The following is a 24,825-nucleotide window of genomic DNA, read 5'->3' as shown; positions in this document are numbered from 1 at the left end:
TAGGGCAGCAGCGTAGAGGTAATACGGGCGAGTGGAGCCGGTTGTTCCTATCGGGTGATGTTTCCGTTCCCGCGTGCGGGTGTGTCGGGAGCCGTGGTGAGGCGGCGACACATGTCTCGGGGCGACCGCACCCATGGCGACTACATGTGTCTTCGGCATGTGGGCGGCCGGCCGGTACCGAGCGTAGCGTGCCTGGTGAGGAGGGGTCAGGACTGGGTGCGTCGCACGCACTCCGCGACCATGGCGCCGAGGCTGCCGGTCTCCTCGTACAGCTCCCGCTGCACCCGGGCGCCGTTGCCGTGCCGCAGCACATCGGCGACACCCCGGTGCGCCCGGTCGGTGTCACCGCTGACGCCGAGCGCCCCACCGACATGTTCCAGCAGCGCTCCCACCACGTCACCGGCGGGCGCGGGTTTCATGGTCAGCGGATGCAGCAGGTTGTCCTCGAGGCCCGAGCGGGCGGCCCGCCAGGCGGCGAGGCGCAGCAACTCGACGGGGTGACCCACCGGTTCCCGGCCCGCCCGCCACTCCTGCGCCGCCGTCTCGACGAGCCCGCGCGCCAGGGTGGCGATGAGCTGGGCCGTTCCGGCCCGCAGACACACGTCGGAGACGCGTATCTCGACGGTGGGGTACCGCTCGGAGATACGGGCGTCGAAATACACCATGGCCCGGTCGCGGGCCACACCCGTGGCGACCATGTCGCTCACCCGCCGGTGGTACGCCTCGGCCGAGCCGAACAGTTCCGTGGGACCGGCCATCGGCCAGCGCCCCCAGACCCGGCTGCGGTAGCTGCTGTAGAGACTGTCGCGCCCCTGCCAGAAGGGTGAGTTGGCGCTCAGCGCGGTCAGTACGGACAGCCACGGACGGATGCGGTCGACGACCGCCGCGCCCTCGTCGTCGGACTCCACGGACACATGTATGTGACAACCGCACACGAGCTGTTCCTGGGTGGGCAGACCGAACTCGCGGGCCATCCACTGGTACCGCTCGTTCATGCTCACCGACGGGCTGACCGGCAGCGGCGACGTGGCGAGCGCCGCGACGGCGGTACCGATCTCGTCGGCGACCCGCGCCGCCTCCTTGCGGCAGCGCACGATCTCCGCGCCGAGCTCGTGCATGTCCGACTGCGGATGGGTGGCGAACTCGAGCTGCTGGTCGTGCAGTTCCTTCTCGAACGTCTCCTCCGCGTCGCCGTCCCGCGCGGCGCGGGCGAGCACGGCCGTCGACAGGGCCTGCGGCTCCCCGGTCCGCGGATCGACCAGGAGCAGTTCTTCTTCCACTCCGACAGTGCGCACGTGTGGCGGCCTTCCTCTGCGTGTCCTCACGAGCCGGTACGGGCCGGGCGTCGCCTCAGTGACGATGCGTCCGGGCCTCCTGCTCGCCCTGTACGAACGGGTCCGTGTCCGGGTCGTACGTCCCGGCGTGGTCGGCGAGGGCGTCGGTGATGCGTTCCCACTCCTCGGCCTCCGCGCAGGCGCGCACCGCCTCGCGGCCGCCGGGGGAGACGGACTCCGCGGCCTCCCGCGCGCTGTCGCGGGCCGCCTTCGCCTCGTGGTGCGTCATCCCCGTGGCGCGGCGCCGCACGTCCTCCCAGGCGGTGTGCTCGTCCCCGGTCGGCCCGGCCGGGGATCGCTGTGTCTCCGGTTTCGCGGTCACTTGCCGTCCCCTGCTCCCTCGTCGCTCCCTCGTCGTCGTCCTTCCGGCATCCGATTGCCCTCGGAACGCGGACGGACACGTACCGGGCGCGAGTCGCCGGACGCGGCGCGGGTACACGTCGCTCCCTACGGGACGCGTACGGGATGCGTACGCGACCGGTCACGAGCGGAGGCAGGAGGCAGTCATGGCCGAGGAACGTCCGGCGGAGCAGGTCGCGGGGTACTGCAAGGCGTGCGGGACGCCCGCCGGTGAGGGGAGTGTCTGCGCGCACTGCGGGGCCGTGCTCGACCTTCCGGAGCGCGAGGGGCTGGTGGAGGACGAGGGGGCCGGGGTGCGGCGGGCCTTCGAGGGGCGGGACGGCCGCGGCCGGGACGGGGAGCAGGGGCCGCCGTCCCGTGCCTGAGCGGCCGTCCCGCCACTGAGACCGTTCCGCCGGCCAGAGCCGTCCCGCACTTGATGTGTCTCAGGACACGCCTGTTCAGTGGTTCCGGTCACTGGGCGCGGGCGGGAGCCGGGCACTACCTTTTCCGGACCGATGTGTCGCTGTGGCGGTCGCGCCGACGGGCCCGTACGTCGGTGGGCCCGTACGCCGGTGTGCGTGCGCATGTGCAGGTGCGTGTGCCGTATGTGTCGCGTGTGTCGCCGAGTCGGGTGCGTCGGGTGTGTCGCTGTGCTGGTGTGCCCAAGGTCCGGGTGGTTCGGTGTGTTCGCAGATCTCTCGCCGCTCATCGCGGCGACCGCGCAGTGGCTGACGCGTGCCTATCCGGCGGGCGGCGGCGCGCTGGACGCCGCGCTGACCGAGGTGCAGGCCCGGCAGGCCGTGACCGTCGCCGCCTGGCTCCGCTATCCGACGGCGACCGACGCCGCGCTGGTGGCGCTGGCCGGACCCGGGGGATCCGCCCGCCTGGACCGGCTGTCCGGCGCGCGGGGTCCCGCGGACCGGGCGGACCTGCCGGACCCGTCCGACGATCCACTGGACGAGGCGGGCCCGTCGCCCCAGGCGTGGCGTACCTGGGTGGACGAGGTGGTGGCGAGCTGGGCGGCCTGTCTGCTCGGTGACCCGGAGCTGGCCGGCCGTGCGGTGTCCGCCGTCGCCGACTGCGGCCACGCCACCGGCCTGCCGGCCGAGTTCCAGAGGCTCGTCTCGCCCGACGCCCGCGACCGGCGCGCCGCGGCGCTGCTGCGCCACCCGGACCTGCTCGCGCCGGTGGCCGACCTCCACCGCGCCGCGCTCACCGAACGCCTGGGCCCCGGCCAGGCACAGTCCGCCTGATCCTCGCTGCCTTCCGCCCCGCGCCCGCGGTCTCCTCACCCTGCGTGATTCATCCGTCTGCCCTACACCACCGAGCCGGTGGCGCTCGTCCGACGGACGCTGATCGCAAGCTGCCCGACCGGCCGTCGCCGGGTACGGAGGAGATCTGGATGAGTACCGCTTTCACCCGGGACTGGGAACACGCCGTGGTCACCGGCGGCGCCGGATTCGTCGGCTCGCACCTGTGCGCGGCGCTGCTCGACGCGGGTGCCGCCGTGACGTGCGTGGACGACTTCAGCACCGGCCGGACGGAGAACGTCACCCCGCTGCTCGACCGCCCCGGCTTCACCCTGGTGCAGGCGAACGTCGCCGAGGGCCTGCGCGTCTCGCGCCCGCCCGATCTCGTACTGCACTTCGCCTCCCCGGCGTCCCCGGCCGACTATCTGCGGCTGCCGCTGCACACCCTGGAGACCGGCAGCCTCGGCACCCGGCACGCCCTGGAGCTGGCCCACCGCTGCGAGGCCCGCTTCATGCTCGCCTCGACGTCCGAGGTCTACGGCGACCCGGAGCAGAACCCGCAGGACGAGCGGTACTGGGGCCATGTGAACCCGGTCGGCCCGCGCAGCGTCTACGACGAGGCGAAACGCTTTGGTGAGGCACTGACCACCGCGCACGCCGAGACGGAGGGCACCGACACCGGCATCGTGCGGCTGTTCAACACCTACGGTCCGGGTATGCGCGGGCACGACGGACGCGCCGTACCGACCTTCGTGCGGCAGGCGCTGGACGGCGAACCCCTCACCGTCACCGGCGACGGGCGCCAGACCAGGTCGCTGTGTTACGTCGACGACACCGTCGGCGGCATCCTCGCGGCGGCGGCGCACGGCATGCGCGGCCCGGTCAACATCGGCAACCCCGCCGAGCTCACCATGCTGGAACTGGCCGCTCTCGTCATCGAACTCACCGGTTCCTCCTCCGAGATCCGCTTCATCGAACGGCCGACGGACGACCCGGCCGTGCGCTGCCCCGACATCACCCTGGCCCGCGACAAGCTCGGCTGGGAACCGCGGGTGACCGCCGAGGAAGGGCTGCGGCGCACCATCGCCTGGTTCCGCGACGGGCAGGACCGCTGACGGGCGCAGGCGACGCCTCCCCGGCCGGCGCCCGCACGGCTCCGGCGACACCGACGAACGACCTGGGATCCACCTATGCGCATCCTCGGAATCAACGCACTCTTCCACGACCCCGCCGCCGCCCTGGTGATCGACGGGCGGACGGTCGCCGCCGCGGAGGAGGAGCGGTTCTCCCGGCGCAAGCACGGGAAGCGACCGGTGCCGTTCTCCGCCTGGGAACTCCCCGAGCAGGCGGCCGCCTGGTGTCTGAAACGGGCCGGCCTGCGCCCGCAGGACCTCGACGCCGTCGCCTACTCCTACGATCCTCAACTCGCGCTTCCCGCAGGGGAGATGGGCCTCGACGACCCCTGGGACCAGCTGCGGCAGACGTACGCGCGACAGGCCCCGGAGTTCCTGCGGGCCGCGCTGCCGGGCCTCGACCCCGCCCTCGTCCGCTTCGTGCCGCACCACATGGCGCACGCCGCGTCGAGCGCCTTCGCCGCGCCCGACGCCGGGGACTCCTCCGTACTGGTCCTGGACGGCCGCGGGGAACGCGCCTCGCACCTGGCCGCGCACCGCACCGGCGACCGGCTCGAGCCGCTGTACGCGCAGGATCTGCCCCATTCGCTCGGCCTGGTCTACGAGGAACTCACCGAGCACCTCGGCTTCCTGCGCTCCTCCGACGAGTTCAAGGTGATGGCGCTCGCCTCCCACGGCACCCCGCGGATGCTGGCCGAACTGCGCCGCCATGTGTACCCCACCGGCGACGGCGGCTTCCGGGCCACCGCCGTGCCCTGGCACGAACTGTGCGCACCGCGCGGCAAGGACGAGGCGTGGACCCAGGACCACGCCGACGTGGCCGCCGGCGCCCAGGCCGTCCTGGAGGAGACGCTGCTCGACCTGGCGCGCTGGCTGCACGGCCGGACCCACGACAGTGTGCTCACCCTCGCCGGAGGCGTCGCCCTCAACTGCGTCGCCAACTCGCGGATCGCCCGCGAGGGCCCGTTCTCCCGGGTGTGGGTGCAGCCGGCCGCCGGTGACGCGGGCACCGCGCTCGGCAGCGCCCTGCTGCTCGCCGCGGGCGCCGGGGACGAGCCCGAGCCCATGACGGGCGCCGACCTGGGCCGCGACTGGGCGGACGCGGAACTCGGCGCCTGGCTGAAGACGGCCGCCGTGCCGTTCGAGAAGCCGGCGGACATCGCCGCGACCGTGGCGGCCACGCTCGCGGACAACGGCATCGTCGCCTGGTTCCAGGGGCGCAGCGAGTACGGTCCCCGGGCGCTCGGGCACCGCTCGCTGCTCGCCCACCCGGGGCACGCGGGCAACCTGGAGCGGCTCAACGACGTCAAGGGACGCGAGCAGTTCCGGCCGGTGGCGCCCATGGTGCTCGCCGACCGGGCCCCCGGGATCTTCGACGGACCGCTGCCCAGCCCGTACATGCTGTTCGTGCACGACGTGGCCGACGGCTGGCGCGAGCGCATCCCGGCCGTCGTGCACGTCGACGGGACCGCCCGCATCCAGACGGTCGACCCGGCACGGGAGCCGCTGGTCGCGCGCATGCTCACCGAGTTCGAACGGCTCACCGGACTGCCCGTCGTGGTCAACACCAGCCTCAACACGGCGGGCCGGCCCATGGTGGACGACCCGCGCGACGCCCTGGAGTGCTTCGGCTCCTCGCCGGTGGACCTGCTGGCCATCGGCCCGTACGCGATCCGCCGCCAGGACCTCTTCCGCACCGGCGACGACGGGGGTGCGTGATGAGCGGCCGGGACGAGGCGATACCGGGCGACGCGAGGGACGCCGTACCGGACGACACGCACGGTGGTGCGTACGCCGTGGTGGTTCCGACCCTCGGGCGGCCCAGTCTGCGTGCCTGTCTGCGCGCGCTGGCCCTCGCCGGGGACCCGCGGCCGGTCCGGGTGGTCCTCGTCGACGACCGCCCCGACCCCGGCGGCCCGCCGCTCACCGCGGCCGTCCCCGCCTCGCTGAGCGACATCACCACCGTCGTACGGGGCGCCGCCGCCGGGCCCGCCGCGGCCCGCAACACCGGCTGGCGGGCCGCCGGACCCGTGGAGTGGATCGTCTTCCTGGACGACGACGTGGTGCCCGGACCGGCGTGGGCCCGCGATCTCGCGCTCGACCTGGCGGCGGCGACCCGGCGGACCGCCGCGGTCACCGCCCGCATCGTGGTGCCGCTGCCCGCGCACCGGCCGCCCACGGACTGGGAGCGCAGCACCGCGGGACTCGCCACCGCCCGGTGGATCACCGCCGACATGGCGTACCGGCGTGCGGCGCTCGAGGCCGTCGGCGGCTTCGACGAACGCTTCCGGCGGGCCTTCCGGGAGGACGCCGACCTGGCGCTGCGGGTGCTCGGCGCGGGCTGGACGGTGTCCGCCGGGGACCGCACCACGACCCACCCGGTACGTCCCGCGGGGCGCTGGGTCTCCCTGCGTTCGCAGGTGGGCAACGCGGACGACGTCCTGATGACCCGGATCCACGGGCGTGACTGGTGGCTCAGGGCGCGGGCGCCGCGCGGCCGGCTGCCCCGCCATCTGGCGGTGACCACGGCTGCGGCGGCCGCGCTGACCGGCGCCGCGCTCGGCCGCCACCGGTTCGCCGCGGCGTGCGCCGCCGCCTGGCTGGCCGGTACCGCGGAGTTCGCGCTGGCCCGGATCGTCCCGGGGCCGTGGACCCGGGACGAGACCGCCGCCATGACGCTGACCAGCGTGCTCATCCCGCCCGCCGCGAGCTGGCACTGGCTGCGCGGGCAGCTCGCGCACCGCGGCACCGCGCCGTTCCGCCCGGCCGGGGCGGGCGAGTCCGCGCTGCCGCCGCGGCGGCCCGCCGAGGAACGGGTACGCCCATGACCGGCCCACCGCTCTCCCCCCGCCCCCGCCCGCGACCGCCCGTACGGACGGCCGCCGGGCCCTGGCTGACCGACGGGCCCGCGGCGGCCCGCCCGCACGCGACGCACGGCGAACGGAACGACGCGCTTCCGGCGGCCGTCCTCTTCGACCGCGACGGCACGCTCGTCACCGACGTGCCCTACAACGGCGACCCCGCACGGGTCGAGCCGATGCCCACGGCACGCGAGGCCGTCGACGCGGTACGCGCCCGGGGCATCCCGGTCGGGGTCGTCAGCAACCAGTCCGGCGTCGCCCGCGGCCTGCTCACGCACCGCCAGGTGGACGCCGTACGGCGGCGGGTGGAGGAGCTGCTCGGACCGTTCGCCGTGTGGGCGGTCTGCCCGCACGGCCCCGGCGACGGCTGCGCGTGCCGCAAACCCGCGCCCGGCCTGGTCCTGGCCGCCTGCGCGCGGCTCGGCGTGCCCGCCGGGCGGGCGGTCGTCATCGGTGACATCGGCGCCGACGTCGCGGCGGCGTACGCGGCCGGGGCCCGGGGCGTGCTGGTCCCCACCCCCGTCACCCGCCCCGGGGAGACGGCGTCCGCCCCCACCGTGGCCACCGATCTGCTGGCCGCGGTCCGCCTGGCCCTCGACGTGACGGCGAACCGCCCGTCAGCGGGCCGTCAGGCGCCGTCGCGGGGTGTCGTGGGGGAGGGGACATGAGCGGTTCCCGACCACGGCCCCGTACGCTCGTCGTCCGGCTGGACAGCGCCGGTGACGTGCTGCTCGCCGGGCCCGCCGTCCGCGCGGTGGCCGCCGGTTCCGCGCACACCGCGCTGCTGTGCGGCCCGCAGGGCGGGCAGGCGGCGCGGCTGCTGCCGGGCGTCGACGAGGTCATCGAGTTCGACGCGCCCTGGGTCGGTCTCGAACCGCCTCCGGTGTCGCGGGTGGAGACGCGCCGGTTGCTGCACGCGCTGACGGCCGGGCGCTTCGACCGTGCCCTGGTGCTGGTCTCGTACCACCAGAGCCCGCTGCCGGTCGCGCTGCTGCTGCGGCTCGCCGGGATCGGCTGGATCGCCGCGGACAGCGAGGACTATCCCGGTGCCCTGCTCGATCTGCGGCACCACCGGCTGCCCCACCGGCACGAGGCCCTGGCCGCCCTGGACCTGGCCCGGGACGCCGGCTTCACGCTGCCCGGCGGCGACGGGAACGGCGACGGTGACGACGGCGCGCTGCGCGTGCACACCCCGCCGCACACCACGCACCTCACCGGCGCCGGACCGTACGTGGTGCTGCACCCCGGCGCCGCCGTACCGGCCCGTGCCTGGAGCCCCGGGCGGGCGGCCCGCGCCGTCGCCGCGCTGGCCGCCGCGGGCCACCGGGTCGTGGTGACCGGCGGGCCGGGAGAACGGGACCTGACCGCGAAGGTCGCGGGCGGGCACGGGCTCGACCTCGGCGGGGCCACCGACCTGCGGACGCTGTCCGGTGTCCTGGCCGCGGCCCGCGTGGTGGTGGCCGGGAACACCGGTCCCGCGCACCTCGCCGCCGCCGTGGGCACACCGGTCGCCTGCCTGTTCGCGCCGGTCGTGCCTGCCGAGCGCTGGGGACCGTACGGCGTGCCGCACGTGCTCCTCGGCGATCAGGACGCCGGGTGCGCGCGGAGCAGGGCCCGGCACTGCCCGCTGCCCGGCCACCCCTGCCTCGACGGAGTGGGCGACGCCGAGGTCCTGGCCGCCGTGGCGGCGCTCGGCGGCGAAGGACGCGCCGCCCGTGCCCGCCGGACCGCCCCGGACGGCCGCCGCGCCCGGCCCCCGCACGGACCGAACGGCGGCGCCGAAACGGAACGAGGAGCGACCGTATGAACATCCTGCTGTGGCACGTGCACGGTTCCTGGACCACGGCCTTCGTCCAGGGCCCGCACACCTACCTCGTCCCCGTCACACCGGCCCGCGACCCCGACGGGCTCGGGCGCGCCCGCACCTTCTCCTGGCCCGCCTCGGTACGGGAGGTGACCCCCGAGGAGCTGCGCGAGACACCGGTCGACCTGGTCCTGCTGCAACGGCCGCACGAGCTCGGACTCGCCGAGCGCTGGCTCGGCGGCCGGCGGCCCGGACGCGACCTGCCCGCCGTCTACCTGGAACACAACGCCCCCGACGGCGGCGTACCGGACACCCGGCACCCGTGCGCGGACCGCGACGACCTGACGCTCGTCCACGTCACCCACTTCAACCGGCTGTTCTGGGACTGCGGCGGCACCCGTACCGAGGTCGTCGAGCACGGCATCGTCGACCCCGGGCACCAGTACACCGGCCGGCTCGCCCGCGCGGCCGTCGTCGTGAACGAACCCGTACGGCGCGGCCGGTACACCGGCACCGACCTGCTGCCCGCGCTGGCCGAGGCGGCACCGCTCGACGTCTTCGGCATGCGCACCGAGGGACTGGCCCGCCACCTCGGCCTGTCCGCGGACCGGTGCCGCACCGCCGACCTGCCGCAGGGCGAACTGCACACCGCCCTCGCCGAACGCCGCCTGTACCTGCACCCGGTGCGCTGGACCTCCCTCGGCCTGTCCCTGCTGGAGGCGATGCACCTGGGCATGCCGGTCGTGGCCCTCGCCACCACCGAGGCGGTCGAGGCGGTACCGCCCGGCACGGGCACCCTGTCGACCGACCCCGGCGTGCTCGCCCGGGCGGCCCGGCGCTATCTGGAGGATCCCGAGGCCGCGGCGGCGGACGGCGCCCGCGCCCGGCAGGCGGCCCTCGAACGGTATGGGCTCAAGCGCTTCCTGAACGACTGGGAGCGCGTGATGACGGAGGCGTGCTCATGAACCCGACCCCCGCCCCCTTCGACTCCGGCGGCCCCGGCCCCGGGCCGTTCCCGCCCGGTGCCCTGTCGATCGCGCTCGTCTCGGAGCACGCCAGCCCGCTCGCCGCGCTGGGCGAGGTCGACGCCGGCGGCCAGAACGTGCACGTCGCCGCGCTGGCCGGGGCGCTCGCCGACCGGGGCCACCGGGTGACCGTCTACACCCGCCGCGACGCACGGGACCTGCCCGACCAGGTGGCGCTGCGCACCGGCGTGCGGGTCCACCACGTACCCGCCGGACCGCCCGAGCGGCTGCCCAAGGACGAACTCCTGCCCCACATGGGCGACTTCGGCCACTACCTGGCCCGCACCTGGCGGGCCCGCTCACCGGACCTGGTGCACTCCCACTTCTGGATGTCGGGGCTCGCCTCGCTGCGCGCGGCGCGCGAACTCGGCCTGCCGCTGCTGCACACGTACCACGCGCTCGGCACGGTGAAGCGGCGGCACCAGCAGCTCGCCGACACCAGCCCGCCGCGCCGGATCGCGCTGGAGACCGAGGTCGGTCTCGGCTGCGACCGGATCATCGCCACCTGCTGGGACGAGGTCGCCGAACTGGGCCGGATGGGCGTCCCGGTCGGCCGCGTCAGCATCGTGCCGTGCGGCGTCGACACCGACCTGTTCACCCCGCACGGTCCCGCGGCCGCGCCGGGGGCCCGCCCGCACCGGCTGCTCCAGCTCGGCCGGCTGGTCCCGCGCAAGGGCGCCGACGTCTCCGTACGGGCTCTCGCGCTGCTGCCCGACACCGAACTCCTCGTGGTCGGCGGCCCGCCGGCCGCCTCGCTCGACACCGACCCCGAGGTGCGCCGGCTGCGCCGCGTCGCCCACGAGGCGGGCGTCGCCGACCGGGTCAGCTTCACGGGCGGCGTGCCCAGCGCGGAGGTACCCGCGCTGCTGCGCGGCGCCGACGTGGTGGTGTGCCCCGCCGACTACGAACCGTTCGGCATCGTCCCGCTGGAGGCGATGGCCTGCGGCCGGCCGGTCGTCGCCAGCGCGGTGGGCGGCCAGCTCGACACGGTCGCCGACCCGGACACCGGACGGCTCGTCCCGTCGCGCGACGTCGACGCCCTCGCCCGCGCCGTCGGCGAACTCCTCGCCGACCCGGCGGCCCGCGAGGCGTGCGGGGCGGCGGGCCGCCGCCGGGCCCTTCGCCGGTACTGCTGGGAACGCGTCGCGGTGGCCACGGAGGCCGCGTACTGCGCGGTCCTCGACACGGAAGCGGCCGTACCGGCGTGACCGGGACACCGAGACTCCGAGACACCGGGGCGCGGTGTTCACCGTGCCCGGCAACGGGCTGCCGGTGGGCCGGGTCCGCCGTGGCGGGCTGCAGGCTGCGGGCGGGTGGGCTGTGTCTGCCGTGCCTGGCGGTGGGCTGCGGGCGGACCGAGTGTGCCGTGCCCGGCTGCGTGCTGCCGGTGGGCCGTGTGCGTCGTGCCTGGCTGCGGGCGCCGGTGGGCGGGGGCGCGTGCCTGGCTGCGGGCCGGTGGTGCGGCCTGTCCGCCGTGCCCGGCTGCGGGCCATCGACGCGTTCCGCCTGCCGTGCCCGTCCACCGTGCCCGGCCACCGTTCCCGTTCCCCGTTCCGGCCGGTCGGCCGCGGAGTTCCGATGCCCGAAGGAGGTGCGGGTGCCGTCGTCGTCCCCGGTGACGCGGCGTACCCGATCAGCATGAGCCAGTCACCCGAACTCGATGCCGCGCACGCGCACTGCCGGTCACTGGAGCAAGCGCTCGACAGCCTCCGCGGCGACGGCCTCGGCCGGATCGCGGAGTGGGGCGGCAGGCTCGCCGCCGTGCTGCCCGCCGGCGGCCGGCTGCTGGCCGCGGGCAACGGCGGCAGCGCCGCCCAGGCCCAGCACCTGACCGCGGAACTCGTCGGACGCTACCGCCGGGAGCGCCCCGCCTACTCGGCCATCAGCCTGCACGCGGAGACCTCCAGCGTCACCGCCATAGGCAACGACTACGGCTACGACCACGTCTTCAGCCGGCAGGTCGCCGCGCACGGCCGCCCCGGCGACGTCCTCGTGCTGCTGTCCACCTCGGGCCGCAGCGCCAACCTGATCACGGCGGCCGTCGCCGGACGCGCGGCCGGACTGCGCGTCTGGGCGCTGACCGGCCCCGCGCCCAACCCGCTCGCGGAGGCCGCCGACGACGCCCTGACCATCCGCTCCGACCGCACGGCGACCGTCCAGGAGGCCCACCTCGTGGCCGTGCACCTGCTCTGCGAGAGCTTCGACGCCGCCCTGACCCCGGTGCCGGCCGCGGCCGGTGCCGTGGCGACTCGCGTGGTCCCGTCCCACTGGCCGACGCCGTGAAGGGCCCGCAGCCGCTCGTCGTCGTCGGTGACGTCCTGCTCGACGAGGACATCGAGGGCGTCGCCACCCGGCTCTCCCCGGACGCCCCCGCCCCCGTCGTCGACGTCACCGGCAAACGGCGTCACCCCGGCGGCGCGGGCCTGGCCGCCGCGCTCGCCGCCCGGGGCGGCCGCGAAGTCGTCCTGGTGACCGCCCTTGGCGACGACCCCGCCAGCGAAGCGGTACGCCGGGAACTGCACGGCCGGGTCCGGCTCGTGGAACTGCCCCTGGACGGCACCCTGCCGGTCAAGACCCGCGTCCTGGCCGGCGGCCGGCCCGTCGTCCGCATCGACCGGGGCGGCGGCACCCCCGGCGCACCCGGCGACGCCGTACGGGACGCCCTCGCCCAGGCCCACGCCGTCCTCGTCGCCGACTACGGACGGCACACCGCGAACGCCGTACGCGACCACCTCGCGGCCGTCGCCCCGCGCACCCCGATGGTCTGGGACCCGCACCCCAGGGGCGGTGCCCCCGTCCCCGGCGCCCGGCTCGTCACCCCGAACGCCGCCGAGGCCCGCGCGCTGTGCCCCGGCGACGGCGAGACCCTGCGCGCGTACGCCGAGCGCGCCACCGAACTCGCCGGACGCTGGCGTGTCGCGGGCGTCGCCGTGACGCTCGGCGAGCGCGGCGTGCTCCTCGCCGGACCCGGCACCGGTACGCCGATGCTGGTCCCGGCGCCGTACCGCGCCACCGGCGACCCGTGCGGCGCCGGCGACTGCTTCGCCGCCACGACGGCCGCGGCCCTCGCCGACGGCGCGCTCCCGGAAGAGGCCCTCCAGCGGGCCGCCGCCGAGGCCGCCGCCTTCGTGTCGGCGGGCGGCGCGGGCAACCCCGCACTGTGGCGCGCGCGGGCCGAGACCCTTTTCGACGCGGAGCCCGGTACGGACGCCTTCGCCCTCGCGGAACGCGTCCGGGCCCGCGGCGGCACCGTCGTCGCCACCGGCGGCTGCTTCGACCTGCTGCACGCCGGCCACGTCGGTCTGCTGGAGAGCGCCCGCCGGATCGGCGACTGCCTCATCGTCTGCCTCAACTCCGACGCCTCCCTCGCCCGCCGCAAGGGCCCGGGGCGCCCGCTCAACCCGGTCGCGGACCGCGCCCGCGTCCTCGCCGCCCTCGGCAGCGTCGACGCCGTCGCCGTCTTCGCGGAGGACACCCCCGAGGCCCTGCTCCAGCGGCTGCGGCCCGACGTGTGGGTCAAGGGCGGCGACTACTCGGTGCAGGGCCTGCCCGAGGCCGAGGTGCTGCGCGGCTGGGGCGGACAGGCCGTCGTCCTGCCCTACCTCGACGGCCGTTCCACCACCCTGCTCGCCCGCCGCGCGGCTCAGGCCGCCGCACCCCTGCCACCGGGCGGCCCGTGAGGCCGTACGCACCGGACGACCACCGCCGAGGAGGGACACCCGTGGACGCGGACCTCGAAGTGGACGCGCGGCTGGGCGCGGAGCCGGGCGCGGAGCCGGGCGCGCGGCTGGGCGCGGAGTCGGGCGCGGAGCCGGGCGCGCGGCTGGGCACGGCGCCGGACGCGCGGCAGGGCCCGCGGCTGGGCACGGCGTCGGACACGGTTCGGCCCCGGCCAGGGCCCCGGCCCCGCGTCCTCGTGCTGCGGGCGCTCGGGCTCGGCGATCTGCTGACCGTGGTGCCCGCCCTGCGGGCGCTGCGGCGGCACCTGCCCGGACACGAGATCGTGCTCGCCGCGCCCGGACGGCTGACCCCGGCCGCCGACGCGACCGGCCTCGTCGACCGGCTGCTGCCCGCCTCCGCCGCCGGACGGGCGGTACCGGCGGACCTGCCCTGGACTGGGCCCCCGCCCGCCCTCGCGGTGGACCTGCACGGCAACGGCCCGCCCAGCCACCTGCTCCTCCAGCGTCTGAAACCCCGGCGGCTCCTCGCCTACGCGCACCCCGGCACGCCCGGCGTCCCCGGCCCCGAATGGCACGAGGACGAGCACGAACGCGCCCGCTGGTGCCGCCTCCTCGCCTGGTACGGCATCGCGGCCGACCCGGACGAACTGTGGATCCGGCCGCCCGCGACGCCCTCCCCGGCGCCCGGCGCCGTCGTCGTGCACCCCGGTGCCGACGCCGCGGCCCGCCGCTGGCCGCCGGAGCGGTTCGCGGCCGTGGCGCGCCGGGCGCACCGCCGCGGGCACGAGGTGGTCGTGACGGCCGGGGCGGGGGAGGCGGACCTGGCCCGCCGGGTGGCGGCGGAGGCGGGGCTGCCGCCCGGCGCGGTGTGGGGCGGCACCGGTGACGTACCGTTCGACCGGCTCGCCGCGCTCGTCGCCGGGGCGCGCTGCGTGGTGGTCGGGGACACCGGGCTCGCCCATCTGGCCTCGGCGCTCGGTACCCCGTCCGTGGTCCTCTTCGGCCCGGTCGCACCCCGGCTGTGGGGCCCGCCCGCCCGCGCGCGCCACCGGGTGCTGTGGCATCCCGGCGGGACGGCGGACGAGGTGACCCGGCCTGGTGACGCGCATGGCCGAGTCCCCGACGAACGGCTGCTGCGGATCACCGCCGACGAGGTCGTGGCGGCGATGGAGGCACTACCGGAGCCGGAGCCGGAACCGGAGTCGAAGCCGGAGTCGAAATCGGCAAGTGCCCCGGGCAGCGCGCTGCCCGCCGTACGGTCCGGTGTCGTACGACGGGCAGGACGGTGACGGACGGGTAGGCGCGCGGAGGAGGCTCGAAGGGCGCTCGGGCGGCGGGCGGAGGGACGCCGAGGCGCCGATGCTCAGGCGGCGGTGCTCAGGCCCGGCTGTACCGCGCCGTCGAGGTCCCCGGTGCGCAGGATTACCGGCGCGGTGGCCCGTACCCGGCGCTTGCGCAGCAGGTGGCCCGCGCCGACCACACCGGCGATCAGCAGCCCGCCGGCGACGAGCGCGCCGCGCGCCCCGGCCACCTCCATCAGCAGACCGAGGGCCGGCGGCCCGGCGAGGCCCCAGCCGGTGCTGATGCTGCCCCAGACGCCCAGCACGCGGCCCCGCAGGTGCGCGGGCGGGTCGGTCTGGAGGACGGTCGTGCCCGCGGTGTCGGAGACGGACTCCACCACCGCCATGGGCAGCACGAGGACCAGCAGCACGGCCAGCGACGGGGAGAGCCCCGCCACCACCTGGAGCAAGCCTCCCGCGGCGGCCAGGACGCCCACCGTCCGTACGGAGGGCCGGCGCAGCCGGGCGCCGAGCACGGCGCCGAGGATGCCGCCGACCGCGAGGACCGTCGACACCGTGCCGAAGGTCCCGGCGCCGCCGGCCAGCGGCCCGGTGACGAGGACGGCGAGCGTGAGCTGGTAGTTGCGGCCGAAGACCGCGCTGATGCCGGTGATACCGGCCAGCGCGACCAGCCGCGGGCGGCGCATGAAGAAGAGCAGACCCTCGCGCACCGTCATGTCCTCGCCCGCCGCGGCCTCCGTACCGCGCTGGGCCGGTACGGCGGCGGCCGCCTTCGTCAGACGGCGCTCGGCGGCCCCGTACGCGGGCCGCAGGAAGGGGATGACCGAGGCGACGAAGGCGAAGGAGACTGCGTTGGCGGCGTAGGCGGCGGCGGTGCCGAGGAAGCCGACGGTGACACCGGCCAGCGCCGTGCCCGCGAGCCGCCCGGCGCTGTGCACCAGGGAGCCCACGCCGATGGCGGAGGGGACGTCCTCCGCCCGGACCAGGTCGTTGCCCAGCAGGGAGCACGCGGGACCGTCGACCGTGGCGATGAGGCCGGTGACGGCGGCCAGCGCGAGCAGGGCGGTCAGGTCGAGCCGGTCGAAGGCCACCAGCAGGGCGGTGGTGGCGGCGATCACGCCCAGCAGCGCCTGGCTGACGGAGGCGGTCAGCTTGCGGGGCCAGCGGTCGACGGCCGCCCCGCCCGCGACGCTGACCAGCAGCGCGGGCGCGGCCTGCACCGACATGGACAGACCCGTCGCGGCGGCGGACCCGGTGATCTGGAGGACCAGCAGGTTCTGCACGGTGAGCTGCATCCACGTACCGGCGTTCGACACGAAGTTCGCGACGGACCACCAGCGCATGCTGCGGTACCGCAGCGAACGCCAGGGGGAGCGGCTCGGCGCGGAGGACGACGAAGAGGGGGAGGGGGGAGAGGAAGGGGAGGAAGACACAGTGGGCCACTCGGTGGGGAGACGAGTCGCGGACCGACTCAGGAGGGGGTTCGGCGGGGCGTGGGAACGCCGGCTTCGCTGCGCGGCGACTCCGCCGAATCTGTCGGGGCTGTGCCGTCCGGGAGGTCGTCCCCTGGATGAGGTGACGGGGGGCGTACGGGCTCTCCGGGCACGGCGACGACCATGGTGGCAGACGGGGGTGCCGAGTCCTCGGCGAGCGCTTCTCGGCAGGGCGCCGGAAGTCTTCAAGTGCGCCTATGTGGAGGGAATTTGGCGGTCATGGTGGGGTTGCTCACAGGGTTCGCGGCGACGGGGTGCGGGGCGCGTGCAAGGGGCCTTTGGCCGTGAGGATCGCCACACCGTCGCCACGCCGGCCGACGGCGGCGCATGCCCCGCCCGCCCGTCCCGTGTGGCAGAGCCGGACGGTACGTCCGACGATGAGAGCGACCCGCTGAGGACCCCGCCACAGACGTCCCCGCGCGGCTGCCGGTGGCCGCCGGTAGTGGTCGGTGGTCGTCAGTAGCGGTCGTTGTCGCTCGGTGGCGGTCGTTGTCGGCCGGTGGTCGTTGTCGCTCGGTGGCGGCCGGTGTCTCCGAGTGGCCGCCGTCCACCGGCATGCACCGCTGTTCACCGACGTTCACCGATGGAAGGAAGGCCGTGCACATGACGCCGCCGACGTTCACCACGCCGTGGACGACGCGGCCTGCCTGGCGGCGGGCCCTGGTGACCGGAGGCGCCGGTTTCCTCGGCTCCCACCTCTGTGAGCGCCTTCTCGACGCGGGCGTCGGCGTCACCTGTCTCGACGACCTGTCCTCCGGTTCGCCCGGCAACATCGCGCACCTGACCGGCCGCCCCGGCTTCCGGTTCCTGGAACACGACGTGGCCGATCCCCGCTGCCTGGACGCGCTGGACGGCCGGTACGACCTGGTACTGCACTTCGCCGTTCCAGCAGTTCCAGCAGTTCCAGCCGTCCCCGCCGTTTCCGCCGGTCCCGTCGACAGCCTCGATCGCCCGTCGCGGATGCCGGAGGCGGACGGCTCCGGTACCCGCAACGCCCTGACCGCCGCCGACCGTGACGGCGCGCGCTTCCTGCTCGCCTCCGCGTACCAGGGGGCGTCCGACGACCCGCCCGAGCCGTCCGGGGCGCACCTCGGGCACCACGGGGCCGAGCGCTTCGCCGAAACCCTGACCACCGCCTTCGTGCGGGCCAGGGGGCTGGACGCCGGGATCGTGCGGATCTTCGGGAGCTACGGGCCCCGGATGCGGGCGGACGACGGCCACGTGGTGCCGGTCTTCGTCCGGCAGGCGCTGGCCGGCGAACCGGTGACCGTCGCCGGTGACGGCACCCGTACGCGGTCGCTCTGCTACGTGGACGACACCGTCGACGGCGTGCTGCTGGTGGCCGCGAGCCGGTCCGTACGGCCGGTCGACATCGGCGGCTGCGAGGAGACGGGCGTGCGGGACATCGCCCGCCGGGTGATCGAGCTGACCGGCTCGCGCTCGCCCCTCACCCACGTGGACACCGGGCCCGGCGAGGACGCACGGCGCGGGCCCGATCCGACCCTCGCCCGGGAGCTGTTCGGCTGGCAGCCGAAGGTGGGCTGGGAGGAGGGGCTCAAGCGCACCATCGCCCATTTCTCCGAACTCGCGGCGAACGGCTGGCCGCTCCGGCACCCGGCCGGCGCGGCCGGCCCGTCGGGCGGCACCGAGGGAGGGCGCCGGCATGCGTGCTCCTGGTGACGGCGGCGGTGACCGCGGCGGTGACCGTGACCGGACCATCGCATCGGCCGCCAGGAGTGGCGGGAGCGGCGGGCCCGGCGGGACCGGCGGCGGGACCGGCGGTGGGACGTGGTCCCGGTGAGGGCGCTCGTCGTGCGGCCGGGCGGCTTCGGCGGGGTGCTGCTCGCGGGCCCGGCCGTCCGGGCGGTGGCCGGGGGAGCGGGGTCGGTGACGATGTGGTGCGGTCCGCGCGGCGCGCCCGCCGCGCGGCTGCTGCCGCACGTCGACGACGTACTGGTGTGGCAGGCGCCCTGGGACGACGACGGCGGCCCGCCCGCGGTGGACGAGGCGGACCCGGACGGCATCGTCGGACGTCTGCGGCAGGGCGCGTACGACGTCGCGCTCGTCCTCACCGGCGGCCGGCAGAGCCCGCTGCCCACCGCGCTCCTGTTGCGGACGGCCGGGGTGCGGCGGATCGGGGCCGCCGTCGACGACGACCGCGACGACACGGGCGGTCTCCTCGACGTACGGCACCGGCGGCGGCCGGACCGGCACCCGGCACAGACGGCCCGTGACGTGGCCGCCGCGCTGGGTTTCCCGCCCCGGGCCGGTGACGACGGGCGGCTGCGTGTCCTGCCCGCGCCCGACACGACCGGCCTCACCGGCAACGGCCCCTATGTCGCCGTACACCCTGGTTCCGGTGCGCCGGACGGTGCCTGGGAAACGGAGCGGTGGGCGGAGGCGGTGGCTCTGCTGGCGGACGCGGGGCACCGCGTCGTCGTCACCGGCGGCCCGGAGGAGGCGGCCCTGACCCGTCTCGTCAGCGGGGACACGGCCGTCGACCTCGGGGGCCACACCGATCCGCGGACCCTGTCCGGCGTGCTGCGCGCGGCGGACGCCGTCGTCGCAGGGAACACCGCGTCCGCCCATCTCGCCGCCGCGACCGGCACGCCGGTGGTCCCGCTCCTCGCACCGGCGGACGCGGCGTCCGCCGACAGCCGGAGCCCGTACGGGGTGCCCAGCGCGTTCCCCGGCGACTACGGGGGCCCCGGCGCGGCGGCCGGACCCGGCGGCGTCACCGCCCAGAGCGCGGTACGCGCCGTACGGCACCTGCTCCAGGAGACCACATGAACAACCTGACGCCCGGCGACGGAACCCACACGACCACCCCCACCGCGAGCCGCGCGTCCCCCGGCACCCGCCCCTCGCCGGACGACACGACGACGAGAGGACGGTCTGCCGGTGACGGTGGTGAGTCGGGCGGAGCGGCGGCGGAAGAGCGTTACGCCACCGCCGCCACCACCACCACCGCCACCGCCACCGCCGCCGCCACCACCGCCACCGCCACCGCCGCCGCCACCACCGCCGCAGCAGCCGACGACGACGGCGCTGCGCCGGGCAGGGCGGCGCGAGAGCGTCCCGTCGGCATCGGCATCGGCATCGGCATCGGTATCGGCATCGGCATCGGCGACGGCGCCGTGCCGGGGCGGGCGGTCGCGCGGGAGCGTCCCGGCACCGGCGGTCCCGCGTCGGAGCGAGCGGCGGTGCGACAGGGGCCCGTCGCCGACGGCTCCTCCGCGCTGTCCGGCCGCTCTGCGGGCCCTTCTGCCGGCCGACCTGCCGGCCGACCTGCCGGCCGTTCGGCCGGGCGTCCCGGCGGGCGTCCCGGCGGGCGGATCACCGTTGCCGTGATCACCCGGGACCGTCGCGTCAGTCTGCTGCGGACCCTGGACCGGCTGGCCGCGCTGCCGGAACGGCCGCCCGTCATCGTCGTGGACAACGGCTCCGCCGACGGCACCGTCGCCGCGGCCCGTGCCCACCCCGTCGGCGCGACACTGCTGGCCGCCGGACACAACACCGGCGCCCTGGGCCGCAACCTCGCCGTCCGCCACGCCGCCACCCCCTATGTCGCCTTCAGCGACGACGACTCCTGGTGGGAACCCGGCGCCCTGGACGCCGCCGCCGACCTGCTGGACGCCCACCCGCGCCTCGGCCTGCTCGCCGCCCGCACCCTGGTCGGCCAGGAGGGCGCCGAGGACCCGCTGAACGCCGTCCTCGCGGACTCGCCCCTGAGCCCCGCCGCCGACCTGCCCGGCCGTCCGGTGCTCGGCTTCCTCGCCTGCGCCGCGGTGACCCGCCGCCACGCCTTCCTCGACGCCGGCGGCTACCACGAGGTGCTGTTCTTCGGCGGCGAGGAGACCCTGCTCGCCTACGACCTCGCGGCCCGCGGCTGGGGAGTGACGTACGAGCCGTCGGTGACCGCCCGGCACCACCCCGAGCCGGGGGAACGGGCCGGGCGCGTCGTGGTCCAGTACCGCAACGCGCTGCTGACCGCCTGGCTGCGGCGGCCGCTCACGACCGCCCTGCGGCGCACCGCCCGCCTCGCGGTGGCCGCCGTCCGCCGGGAACCGGGCGCCGCGCGGGCGCTGCGCGGCACGGCCGCCCGGCTGCCCGCCGCGCTCCGGGCCCGCAGACCCCTGCCCGCCCCGGTCGAGAACGCGGCCCGGCTGCTGGACCGTACGCCCCCGTGAATCCGCCGACGACACAGGACGAGCCGCGATGACCGACACCCCCAGCTTCCGCACATCCCGCGCCCACGCCCCTGGGACCGACAGTTCCCGCGCCGGCGGCACAGCGCCCCGGGACGACGTCCGGTCCGCCGCCCACGGCCCGGACGCCACGGCGTACGGGCACGAGGACGGGGACGGGAACACGGAGGGCGGGACGTCCGACCCCCGTACCAGCGTCGTCGTCATCACCCGCGACCGCCGCCCCGAACTGCTGCGCACCCTGCGGATCCTGCGCGAACTCCCGGAGCGGCCGCAGGTCATCGTCACGGACAACGCGTCCGCCGACGGCACCGCGGACGCCGTCGCCCGCGAGTTCCCCGAGGTACTGCTGCTGTGCCCGGGACGGAACCTGGGCGCGGTCGGCCGCAACCTCGCCGTCCGCCACGTCACCACCCCCTACGTCGCCTTCTGCGACGACGACACCTGGTGGGAGCCGGGGGCGCTGACCAGGGCGGCGGACCTGCTCGACGCGCATCCCCCGCTCGCCGCCGTGACGGCCCGCATCCTCGTGGAACCTTCGGGCGAGGAGGATCCCGTCGTCGCCGAACTGCGCGACTCGCCGCTCACCGGGCCCGACTGGCTGCCGGGGCCCGCGCTCGGCTCCTTCCTCGCGGCGGCGACCGTGCTGCGTACCGACGTGTTCCGGACCGCGGGCGGGTTCCACCCGGGGCTGTGGCTCGGCGGGGAGGAGGAACTGCTCGCCACCGACCTGCTCCGGCAGGGCCACTGGCTCAGCTACGTACCGGAGCTGACGATCCATCATGCCGCGTCGGAGGCGCGCGACAGCACCGAGCGGCGGGTCCTGGGACTGCGCAACACGCTGTGGTTCACCTGGCTGCGCCGGCCCTGGCGGGCGGCCCTGCGCCGCACCCTGTACCTGATGCGCACGGTGCCGAAGGACCGGGCGTCGGTGCGCGCCTTCGGCCGGGCGCTGGCGGGGCTTCCCTGGGTGCTGGCCCAACGCGACCCGGTCCCCGCCGAGATCGAGGCCCGGCTGGCCGCCCTGGAAAAGGCCCGCCTCACCTCCACGGCCCGCCGCTACATCGGCTGACGCCCGCCGCTACATCGGCTGACGCCCGTGGTCACATCGGCCGACGCCCGTGGTCACATCGGCCGACGCCTGCGGTCACATCGGCCGACGCCTGCGGTCACATCGGCCGACGCCCGCCGCCACGTCGAGCGAGGCCCCAATCGTCAGGCCCCCGCCCCCAGGACTCACCCACGTGCCTCATCTTTCTCACCTGAACAGCCTCAGAACAGGCGCAACCCCCCAGGGAGGCTTCTAGGGTCACTTGACATGGTTTCACATCCGAGATTTGAGCTGGTCGGCCGCATCACGGCCCGTCTGAACTCACTGGTGACGAGCCTTTTCCTGCCGGTCACCGTCGCGGCCGTCGCCGCGCTGACGGTGTCGGCACCCGCCGCCCATGCCGCGGACCCAGTGGGGTTCCTCACCGACTGGGACTCCATCGCCCAGTGCGAGTCCAGCGGCAACTGGCAGGCCAACACGGGCAACGGTCACTACGGCGGCCTCCAGTTCAAACAGTCGAGCTGGGAGGCCGCGGGCGGCCGCAAATACGCCCCGCGGGCGGACCTCGCGACCAAACAGGAGCAGATCGCCGTCGCCGAGCGGCTGGCGGACCTCCAGGGCATGAACGCCTGGACCTGCGCCACCTGACGCCTTCCCGGCCCGCCTTGACCTGCGCCACCTGACGCCTTCCCGGCCCGCCTTGACCTGCGCCACCTGACGCCTTCCCGGCCGCCCCGCGGCCGGGCCCGCGAGCCCCCTCCCTTCCCCGCTCCTTCCCCTCTCCCCTCCGCCTCGGCCGCGCCCGCACCCGCACCCGCTCCGAAAAAATGCGGTGCGCCGCGCTCCAGGCGTTCCCTACAGTCTTCAGCAGCCGCGCGCCACCCGGGGCGCGCGCCGTGCCGAGCGAGGGGAGAGGGCCGTGCGACACCGCACCGCTGTCACCCCTGTCCGGTCGCGGTACGAGGTGATCCTCGTGTCTCCGTGCGTCCGGTGCCCGCCGCGCGGCCGGTACCGGATATCCGTGACGAGCGCCTGACCTCGGCCTCCCCGAGGACTTCGCCGGTTCCGCACCCCTTCGGTTCCGCACTTCTCCGGTTCCGCCTCGTCCCGGCAATCGCGCCGCCCCTGTTCGGAAACATCCCGAAAGGCCCCGGGCCGTGCGCAACGACCTGCACCGACAGCCTCGACTCACCAGTGCCGTCACCGACGCCACTACCGGCACCATCGCCACCGCCACCACTGGCAGTGGCACCACCGCCGTCCGCAACATCGGCATCCTCGCCCACGTCGACGCCGGCAAGACGACGGTGACCGAGCGCATCCTCTTCCTCACCGGCGCGACGCACCGGCGGGGCGAGGTCCACGACGGCACCACCGTCACCGACTTCGACCCCCAGGAGCGCGACCGCGGCATCACCATCTTCGCCGCGGCCGTGAGCTGCGACTGGGACGGTCACCGCGTCAACCTCATCGACACCCCCGGCCACGTCGACTTCGCCGACGAGGTGGAACGCTCGCTGCGTGTGCTCGACGGCGCGGTGGCGGTGTTCGACGCCGTCGCGGGCGTCGAGCCGCAGAGCGAGTCGGTGTGGCGGCAGGCCGACCGGCACGGTGTGCCCCGGATCTGCTTCGTGAACAAGCTGGACCGGGCCGGAGCGGACTTCGACCGGGCGGTGGAGTCGATCCGCGAGCGGCTGCACCCGGTGCCGCTGGCCGTCCAGTTGCCCATCGGTACGGAGGGCGCGTTCACCGGAGTGGTGGATCTGCTGCGCATGCGGGCCCTGGTGTGGGCCGACGGCGGCGCGATGGAGGAGGGGCCGGTACCGGACCATCTGCGGGAGGAGGCGCTCCGGCGCCGCCGGATCCTGGAGGAGGCGGTGGCGGAACTGCACCCCGCCGCGCTGGAGGAGTTCTGCGCGGAGTCGGCGCTCACCACGGCGACGCTGGCCGCCGCGCTGCGCGAGCTGACCCGTACCGGTGACGCCGTCGTGGTGCTGTGCGGCTCCGCGTACCGCAACCGCGGGATCGAACCGCTCCTGGACGCGGTGGTGGCCTTCCTGCCGTCGCCGCTGGACGTGCCGCCGGTGCGCGGCACCCTGGACGGCGCGGTGCACGAGCGGCCCGCCGACCCGGCGGCGCCGTTCGCGGCGCTGGCGTTCAAGGTGACCGCGACCCCCACGGGCCGGCTGACCTGCCTGCGGGTGTACGCGGGCACGCTCGGCCGGGGCGACACGGTGCTCGACGCGGGCACGGGGCGTACCGAGCGCGTCGGCCGGATCCTGCGGATCCAGGCCGACCGGCACGCGGAGCTGGAGCGCGCGGTGGCCGGTGACATCGTCGCGGTGGTCGGCCTGAGGACCGCCCGCGCCGGGTCCACCCTGTGCGCGCCGTCGGCACCGCTGGTCCTCGAACCGCCCACGGTCGCGGACCCGGTGGTGTCGGTGGCGGTCGAGGCCCGTACGAGTGCCGACACCGACCGGCTGGCGTCGGCCCTGGCACGGCTGGTCGAGGAGGACCCCTCGCTGGTCGTGCGGACCGATCCGGAGACCGGGCAGACGGTGCTGTCCGGCATGGGGGAACTGCATCTGGAGGTGGCCGTGGAGAAGATCAGACGCGACCGGGGACCGGCCGTGCGGGTCGGGCGGCCGAAGGTGGCGCACCGGGAGACCGTCGTCCGCGGAGTGACGGGTCTGGTGTACCGGCACGTCAAACAGGACGGCGGCGCCGGGCAGTTCGCCCATGTCGTCATCGACGTGCGGCCGCTGGAGGCACCGTCCGACGGCGGCGGTACGGGCTTCGCGTTCCGGTCCGAGGTGGTCGGCGGGCGGGTGCCGCAGGAGTTCGTCCGGGCGGTCGAGGCCGGCTGCCGGGACGCGCTGTCCGCCGGGCCGCTCGGCGGTCACCCGGTGACGGGCGTGAGCGTCGTCCTGACCGACGGGGCGACCCATCCGAAGGACTCCTCGGAGATGGCGTTCCGGGCGGCCGGGCGGTTCGCGCTCCGTGCGGCGCTGCGGGAGGCGGAGATGGTGGTGCTGGAGCCGATGGCGGACGTCACGGTCACCGTGCCCAAGGACGCCGTGGGCGGGGTGCTCGGTGACCTGGCGGCCCGGCGCGGCCGGGTGTCGGGCTCCGTCCTGCGCACGGGCACCGCGGTGATCACCGCCACCGTGCCGCTGGCCGAGCTGTTCGGCTACGCGACCCGGCTGCGCAGCCGCACCCAGGGCCGGGGCACGTTCACCACCCGGCCCGCCGGCTACGCCCCGGCGCCGAGCGCGGCGGCCCGGGTGACACCGTCCCGGTAGCCGGTGACTGCTGATCCGAGGTGCCGCCCGCCCGCCCGTTC

General features: G+C 75.9%; 21 protein-coding genes. 18 read left to right on the top strand and 3 right to left on the bottom strand.

The window, feature by feature from the left end:
• Window positions 1–206: 206 nt before the first annotated feature.
• Window positions 207–1,295, bottom strand: coding sequence for a glutamate--cysteine ligase (locus tag ACFV6E_RS39940; protein ID WP_385174780.1), 1,089 nt, complete (start codon window positions 1,293–1,295; stop codon window positions 207–209).
• A 55-nt stretch (window positions 1,296–1,350) separates the two neighbouring features.
• Window positions 1,351–1,656, bottom strand: a complete 306-nt coding sequence (locus ACFV6E_RS39935) for a hypothetical protein (protein WP_385174777.1) — start codon at window positions 1,654–1,656, stop codon at window positions 1,351–1,353.
• A gap of 184 nt (window positions 1,657–1,840) precedes the next feature.
• Here ACFV6E_RS39935 and ACFV6E_RS39930 point away from each other — a divergent pair, with 184 nt between their 5' ends.
• From ACFV6E_RS39930 to ACFV6E_RS39875, 12 genes are all read left to right on the top strand, one after another.
• On the top strand, window positions 1,841–2,059 hold the full coding sequence (locus ACFV6E_RS39930; RefSeq protein WP_385174774.1) for a hypothetical protein: 219 nt from the start codon (window positions 1,841–1,843) through the stop codon (window positions 2,057–2,059).
• A gap of 300 nt (window positions 2,060–2,359) precedes the next feature.
• Window positions 2,360–2,929, top strand: a complete 570-nt coding sequence (locus ACFV6E_RS39925) for a hypothetical protein (RefSeq protein WP_385174771.1) — start codon at window positions 2,360–2,362, stop codon at window positions 2,927–2,929.
• A 149-nt stretch (window positions 2,930–3,078) separates the two neighbouring features.
• Window positions 3,079–4,041, top strand: a complete 963-nt coding sequence (locus tag ACFV6E_RS39920; RefSeq protein WP_385174768.1) for an NAD-dependent epimerase/dehydratase family protein — start codon at window positions 3,079–3,081, stop codon at window positions 4,039–4,041.
• Between the two features lie 75 nt (window positions 4,042–4,116).
• Window positions 4,117–5,778: a carbamoyltransferase gene (locus ACFV6E_RS39915; RefSeq protein ID WP_385174765.1), complete on the top strand. Its 1,662-nt coding sequence runs from the start codon at window positions 4,117–4,119 to the stop codon at window positions 5,776–5,778.
• Entirely contained in the window at window positions 5,778–6,887 is a 1,110-nt protein-coding gene (locus ACFV6E_RS39910) for a glycosyltransferase family 2 protein (protein WP_385174762.1), read from the top strand. Before ACFV6E_RS39915 ends, ACFV6E_RS39910 begins: the two co-directional genes overlap by 1 nt.
• Window positions 6,884–7,588, top strand: coding sequence for a D-glycero-alpha-D-manno-heptose-1,7-bisphosphate 7-phosphatase (locus ACFV6E_RS39905; RefSeq protein WP_385174759.1), 705 nt, complete (start codon window positions 6,884–6,886; stop codon window positions 7,586–7,588). Before ACFV6E_RS39910 ends, ACFV6E_RS39905 begins: the two co-directional genes overlap by 4 nt.
• Entirely contained in the window at window positions 7,585–8,727 is a 1,143-nt protein-coding gene (locus ACFV6E_RS39900; RefSeq protein ID WP_385468473.1) for a glycosyltransferase family 9 protein, read from the top strand. Before ACFV6E_RS39905 ends, ACFV6E_RS39900 begins: the two co-directional genes overlap by 4 nt.
• Window positions 8,724–9,689 (top strand): glycosyltransferase, encoded by a 966-nt coding sequence (locus tag ACFV6E_RS39895; RefSeq protein WP_385174755.1) that lies wholly within the window; start codon window positions 8,724–8,726, stop codon window positions 9,687–9,689. Before ACFV6E_RS39900 ends, ACFV6E_RS39895 begins: the two co-directional genes overlap by 4 nt.
• The gene (locus tag ACFV6E_RS39890; RefSeq protein WP_385468470.1) at window positions 9,686–10,957 is read left to right on the top strand and encodes a glycosyltransferase; all 1,272 of its coding nucleotides are present in this window, start codon (window positions 9,686–9,688) and stop codon (window positions 10,955–10,957) included. The genes ACFV6E_RS39895 and ACFV6E_RS39890 overlap by 4 nt, the downstream gene beginning before the upstream one ends.
• A gap of 430 nt (window positions 10,958–11,387) precedes the next feature.
• Complete coding sequence (locus ACFV6E_RS39885; protein ID WP_385468489.1) at window positions 11,388–12,032, top strand: SIS domain-containing protein; 645 nt, start codon at window positions 11,388–11,390, stop codon at window positions 12,030–12,032.
• Complete coding sequence (gene rfaE2, locus ACFV6E_RS39880) at window positions 12,029–13,429, top strand: D-glycero-beta-D-manno-heptose 1-phosphate adenylyltransferase (protein ID WP_385176123.1); 1,401 nt, start codon at window positions 12,029–12,031, stop codon at window positions 13,427–13,429. The genes ACFV6E_RS39885 and rfaE2 overlap by 4 nt, the downstream gene beginning before the upstream one ends.
• Window positions 13,430–13,608: 179 nt before the next feature.
• Window positions 13,609–14,718: a glycosyltransferase family 9 protein gene (locus ACFV6E_RS39875; protein ID WP_385176132.1), complete on the top strand. Its 1,110-nt coding sequence runs from the start codon at window positions 13,609–13,611 to the stop codon at window positions 14,716–14,718.
• Window positions 14,719–14,792: 74 nt separating this feature from the next.
• Here ACFV6E_RS39875 and ACFV6E_RS39870 read toward each other — a convergent pair whose 3' ends face one another.
• Window positions 14,793–16,073 carry an MFS transporter gene (locus ACFV6E_RS39870; protein ID WP_385176119.1) on the bottom strand — a complete coding sequence of 427 codons (1,281 nt, stop codon included), beginning with the start codon at window positions 16,071–16,073 and terminating at the stop codon, window positions 14,793–14,795.
• Between the two features lie 753 nt (window positions 16,074–16,826).
• Here ACFV6E_RS39870 and ACFV6E_RS39865 point away from each other — a divergent pair.
• The 6 genes from ACFV6E_RS39865 (at window position 16,827) to fusA (ending at window position 24,784) form a co-directional block, all read left to right on the top strand.
• Window positions 16,827–17,903, top strand: a complete 1,077-nt coding sequence (locus ACFV6E_RS39865) for an NAD-dependent epimerase/dehydratase family protein (RefSeq protein ID WP_385176116.1) — start codon at window positions 16,827–16,829, stop codon at window positions 17,901–17,903.
• A gap of 117 nt (window positions 17,904–18,020) precedes the next feature.
• Window positions 18,021–19,013, top strand: a complete 993-nt coding sequence (locus tag ACFV6E_RS39860; protein WP_385176113.1) for a glycosyltransferase family 9 protein — start codon at window positions 18,021–18,023, stop codon at window positions 19,011–19,013.
• Window positions 19,014–19,558: 545 nt separating this feature from the next.
• Window positions 19,559–20,413: a glycosyltransferase family 2 protein gene (locus tag ACFV6E_RS39855; RefSeq protein WP_385176129.1), complete on the top strand. Its 855-nt coding sequence runs from the start codon at window positions 19,559–19,561 to the stop codon at window positions 20,411–20,413.
• A 28-nt stretch (window positions 20,414–20,441) separates the two neighbouring features.
• Window positions 20,442–21,503 (top strand): glycosyltransferase family 2 protein, encoded by a 1,062-nt coding sequence (locus ACFV6E_RS39850; protein ID WP_385176110.1) that lies wholly within the window; start codon window positions 20,442–20,444, stop codon window positions 21,501–21,503.
• Window positions 21,504–21,749: 246 nt separating this feature from the next.
• A complete protein-coding gene (locus ACFV6E_RS39845; protein WP_385176107.1) occupies window positions 21,750–22,130 on the top strand; it encodes a transglycosylase family protein in 381 nt (126 codons plus the stop codon).
• A gap of 575 nt (window positions 22,131–22,705) precedes the next feature.
• The gene (fusA, locus tag ACFV6E_RS39840; RefSeq protein ID WP_385468487.1) at window positions 22,706–24,784 is read left to right on the top strand and encodes an elongation factor G; all 2,079 of its coding nucleotides are present in this window, start codon (window positions 22,706–22,708) and stop codon (window positions 24,782–24,784) included.
• The last annotated feature ends 41 nt before the right edge of the window (window positions 24,785–24,825 follow it).

The sequence above is a fragment of the Streptomyces sp. NPDC059785 genome, from assembly GCF_042732375.1.
Lineage (GTDB): Bacteria > Actinomycetota > Actinomycetes > Streptomycetales > Streptomycetaceae > Streptomyces.
The sequence above is the reverse complement of the archived record's forward strand: the minus strand, read 5'-3'. Positions and strand labels throughout refer to the sequence as shown.

Excerpts from the sequence above, each read along its gene's own strand:
- ACFV6E_RS39930 (WP_385174774.1), top strand. The coding sequence starts at position 1,841 with ATGGCCGAGGAACGTCCGGCGGAGCAGGTCGCGGGGTACTGCAAGGCG.
- ACFV6E_RS39920 (WP_385174768.1), top strand. The coding sequence starts at position 3,079 with ATGAGTACCGCTTTCACCCGGGACTGGGAACACGCCGTGGTCACCGGC.
- ACFV6E_RS39915 (WP_385174765.1), top strand. The coding sequence starts at position 4,117 with ATGCGCATCCTCGGAATCAACGCACTCTTCCACGACCCCGCCGCCGCC.
- ACFV6E_RS39910 (WP_385174762.1), top strand. The coding sequence starts at position 5,778 with ATGAGCGGCCGGGACGAGGCGATACCGGGCGACGCGAGGGACGCCGTA.
- ACFV6E_RS39905 (WP_385174759.1), top strand. The coding sequence starts at position 6,884 with ATGACCGGCCCACCGCTCTCCCCCCGCCCCCGCCCGCGACCGCCCGTA.
- ACFV6E_RS39900 (WP_385468473.1), top strand. The coding sequence starts at position 7,585 with ATGAGCGGTTCCCGACCACGGCCCCGTACGCTCGTCGTCCGGCTGGAC.
- ACFV6E_RS39895 (WP_385174755.1), top strand. The coding sequence starts at position 8,724 with ATGAACATCCTGCTGTGGCACGTGCACGGTTCCTGGACCACGGCCTTC.
- ACFV6E_RS39890 (WP_385468470.1), top strand. The coding sequence starts at position 9,686 with ATGAACCCGACCCCCGCCCCCTTCGACTCCGGCGGCCCCGGCCCCGGG.
- ACFV6E_RS39885 (WP_385468489.1), top strand. The coding sequence starts at position 11,388 with ATGAGCCAGTCACCCGAACTCGATGCCGCGCACGCGCACTGCCGGTCA.
- ACFV6E_RS39870 (WP_385176119.1), bottom strand. The coding sequence starts at position 16,073 with ATGCGCTGGTGGTCCGTCGCGAACTTCGTGTCGAACGCCGGTACGTGG.
- ACFV6E_RS39865 (WP_385176116.1), top strand. The coding sequence starts at position 16,827 with ATGACGCCGCCGACGTTCACCACGCCGTGGACGACGCGGCCTGCCTGG.
- ACFV6E_RS39850 (WP_385176110.1), top strand. The coding sequence starts at position 20,442 with ATGACCGACACCCCCAGCTTCCGCACATCCCGCGCCCACGCCCCTGGG.
- ACFV6E_RS39845 (WP_385176107.1), top strand. The coding sequence starts at position 21,750 with ATGGTTTCACATCCGAGATTTGAGCTGGTCGGCCGCATCACGGCCCGT.